We start from the raw sequence: 2722 nt of genomic DNA, 5'->3' as shown, positions 1-2722 counted from the left end.
TTGAGTCCTGTTCCACATCTTTTGAGCGCAAGTCTTATTCTAATCATCTGGATTTGGCTAACAGGTGGTTTACATTTGGATGGCTTGGCAGATACAGCTGATGCATGGGTGGGTGGTTTTGGTGATAAACAACGTACCCTTGAGATTATGAAAGATCCAAGTTGTGGACTGATTGGTGTGTTAAGTCTGATCGCAGTCTGTTTGCTTAAATGGGTCTGTATTTATCTGTTACTAGAGCAATATTTAGCGCTATTTTTGATTTTTGTACCGATGCTTGGGCGAGTTGTGCCATTAATTTTATTGCTCACCACAAGCTATGTTCGTGAAAATGGCCTGGGACGGCACTTAGCTGAGGATTTACCTAAAAAAAGTGCTTGGCTGATAAGTTTGATCGTTTTACTCAGTTTGCTCTACTGGAAATTACAAGGTGTTTTAAGCTTACTTGTTTTTGTGACGGGATTGATTTATTTGCGACATCTTTTTGTCAAACGTATTGATGGCATCACAGGCGATACCATCGGAGCAAGTATTGAACTACTAGAAACAGCTTTATTACTCAGTTTTATTTTAAGCGGCTTTTATTGATCAATGTTTTCAGACCAGTAACTTAACAATAACGTGAACCAGAAAAGGGCCTGTAATGACCATAAAAATGCCTGCCAATACCATGGTTAAACTCGCAATGACACCTTCTTGCTTATTGCGCATATATGCTTTACTTGTACCAAAACCATGCGCAGCATTGCCCAGAGAAGCGCCATTGGCCAAATAAGACTTGAGCTTTAATCCAGCTAAAATAAGATCGCCAAAGATGATACCGACAATGCCAGTCAAAATGGTAAACAAAATTACCAATTCAACTGAACCGCCAATATGTTGCGTGAGTTCCATGGCAAAAGGCGTAGAAATCGAGCGAGACATGAGACTATAAGTGGTTTGCTGATCAAAATGAAACAAACGCGCCAGATAAAAAGCACTCAGCATACCTGCCGCCATCCCAACGATAATACCCATACAAATAGACAATGCATGTTGTTTAATGATATCGCGGTATTCATAAATCGGAATCGCAAATGCTACTGTGGTTGGTCCTAACATCCATACGATCCAGTGATTATCTTGCATATAGGTGGTATAAGGCACATGGAAAATCATGAGTAGCACCATAATCAAGCAAGGAACTAAAATTGCAGGTGCAAAAGGTAAATAAGGCAAACGACGATAAATGGGTTTGGCCAAGATATAACCCAAAAGTGTTCCAACAAAACATATCAAGGCAATATTCATGATTTTAGCTCATGTTGAAGTAGCATTTTATCTTGGCTGCGTTGTTTGAGTCGTGATTCCAATTTAAAGCAAAAATGTACGGTATAGGCGGTAAATACCATGACACACATGGTACTGAGCACAATTGCAGTTATAAATTGCCAGCCTTCAGCTATAAATAAACTTTTATAGTTGATCAGTCCCACGACACAAGGAATGAAAAACAGCACGAGTTCGGCTAGCATGAAATCCGAACCAGTTTTAATCCACTGTAATTTAAACACGCCACTTACAAGCCCGATCAAAACTAGAAAAAGCCCAATAACGCCTGCTGAAACAGGAAGATTTAATGCTTGTTGCAAGAGTGATCCAATCCACCAGAAAATAAGTAATAAACCAATCTGGATGATCACTTTGGCAAAATATGCAAGGCTGGAATAAGACAAGGGATCACCTATAAACTGTATGATGTGTTTGGAATAGAACAATTGTAAATGGAGTTGTTATGCCATATTATGAATAATAAAAAATTAATTATGCTTTTATGGAATGGTTGTAAATGGATATTAAAACCCTAAAGATTTTTGTACAAATTGTACAAAGCCAAAGTTTTACGGCAGCAGCGGAGCAACTCTATATGACGCAGCCTACCGTCAGTAAAGCCATTGCTGCATTTGAACAGGAATTAGCTACGACCTTATTTAAAAAAGGGGAAGCAGGGCGTAAACGTGAAGTGGAGCTGACATATACGGGTCAGCAAATTTATCAACATGCGCTTACTATATTGGATGAACAGAAAAAAATTTATGAAACATTAGAAGATATAAAACATTTAAAAAAAGGAAAATTGACTTTGGGTGTACCACCTTTGGGTTCGGTGTTGCTTACCTCACTGATCGCATCGTTTCATAAACGATATCCTGATATTGAATTACAATTTATGGAAGTGGGATCAAATGCCATTTCAGAAGCAATTCTTAACCGAACCCTTGATGTAGGTGTGCTTTTAAGTAATCACAATCCTATTCTTGCAGAAATTCCGATCGTAGATTCATCTTTGTGTTTATTGTCCGCGAAACATTCGAGATGGAAAAATATACAAGAGGTGAGCTTAGCTGATTTAAAAGAAGAATCTTTTCTTTTATATGACGATAGTTTTACCTTGAATAACCTGATTATTCAGGCGGCACAGGTGGAAGGATTTCAGCCAAAAATTGTATGTAAAAGTAGCCAATGGGATTTTATTGCCAAAATGGTTGAATTTTCGATGGGCATTGCGTTATTGCCACAAATCTATTGTGAACAACTTGATCAAAGCAAGTTTAATATTACGCCTTTAGCCAATACTTCTTTGCGTTGGACACTAAGTATGGCATGGAATACTTCTGTGCCGATGACCGCTGCGACTAAAGCATGGTTAAGTATTATTAAGGCACACCAAGATCAAATTCGTTTT

At 38.2% G+C, this 2722-nt stretch carries 4 protein-coding genes; 2 read left to right on the top strand and 2 right to left on the bottom strand.

Going from position 1 to position 2722, the window contains the following annotated elements; genetic code table 11:
* A partial coding sequence (gene cobS / locus JR005_RS11945; protein WP_228731699.1) for an adenosylcobinamide-GDP ribazoletransferase occupies positions 1-585 on the top strand: 585 nt, incomplete at its 5' end.
* A gap of 9 nt (positions 586-594) precedes the next feature.
* On the opposite strand, the gene JR005_RS11940 is transcribed toward cobS, so the two are convergent.
* Both JR005_RS11940 and JR005_RS11935 read right to left on the bottom strand, forming a co-directional pair.
* Positions 595-1287: an LrgB family protein gene (locus JR005_RS11940; RefSeq protein ID WP_218665138.1), complete on the bottom strand. Its 693-nt coding sequence runs from the start codon at positions 1285-1287 to the stop codon at positions 595-597.
* The gene (locus JR005_RS11935; RefSeq protein ID WP_218665137.1) at positions 1284-1712 is read right to left on the bottom strand and encodes a CidA/LrgA family protein; all 429 of its coding nucleotides are present in this window, start codon (positions 1710-1712) and stop codon (positions 1284-1286) included. The genes JR005_RS11940 and JR005_RS11935 overlap by 4 nt, the downstream gene beginning before the upstream one ends.
* Before the next feature lie 113 nt (positions 1713-1825).
* Between JR005_RS11935 and JR005_RS11930 the strand changes: the two genes are divergently transcribed.
* Positions 1826-2722 (top strand): LysR family transcriptional regulator (locus JR005_RS11930; protein WP_034699860.1); only part of this gene is annotated, 897 nt, incomplete at its 3' end.

Source organism: Acinetobacter sp. Colony158 (assembly GCF_019264745.1).
Lineage (GTDB): Bacteria > Pseudomonadota > Gammaproteobacteria > Pseudomonadales > Moraxellaceae > Acinetobacter > Acinetobacter ursingii.
Note: the sequence above shows the minus strand (reverse complement) of the source record. Positions and strands in the feature narration are given on the sequence as shown.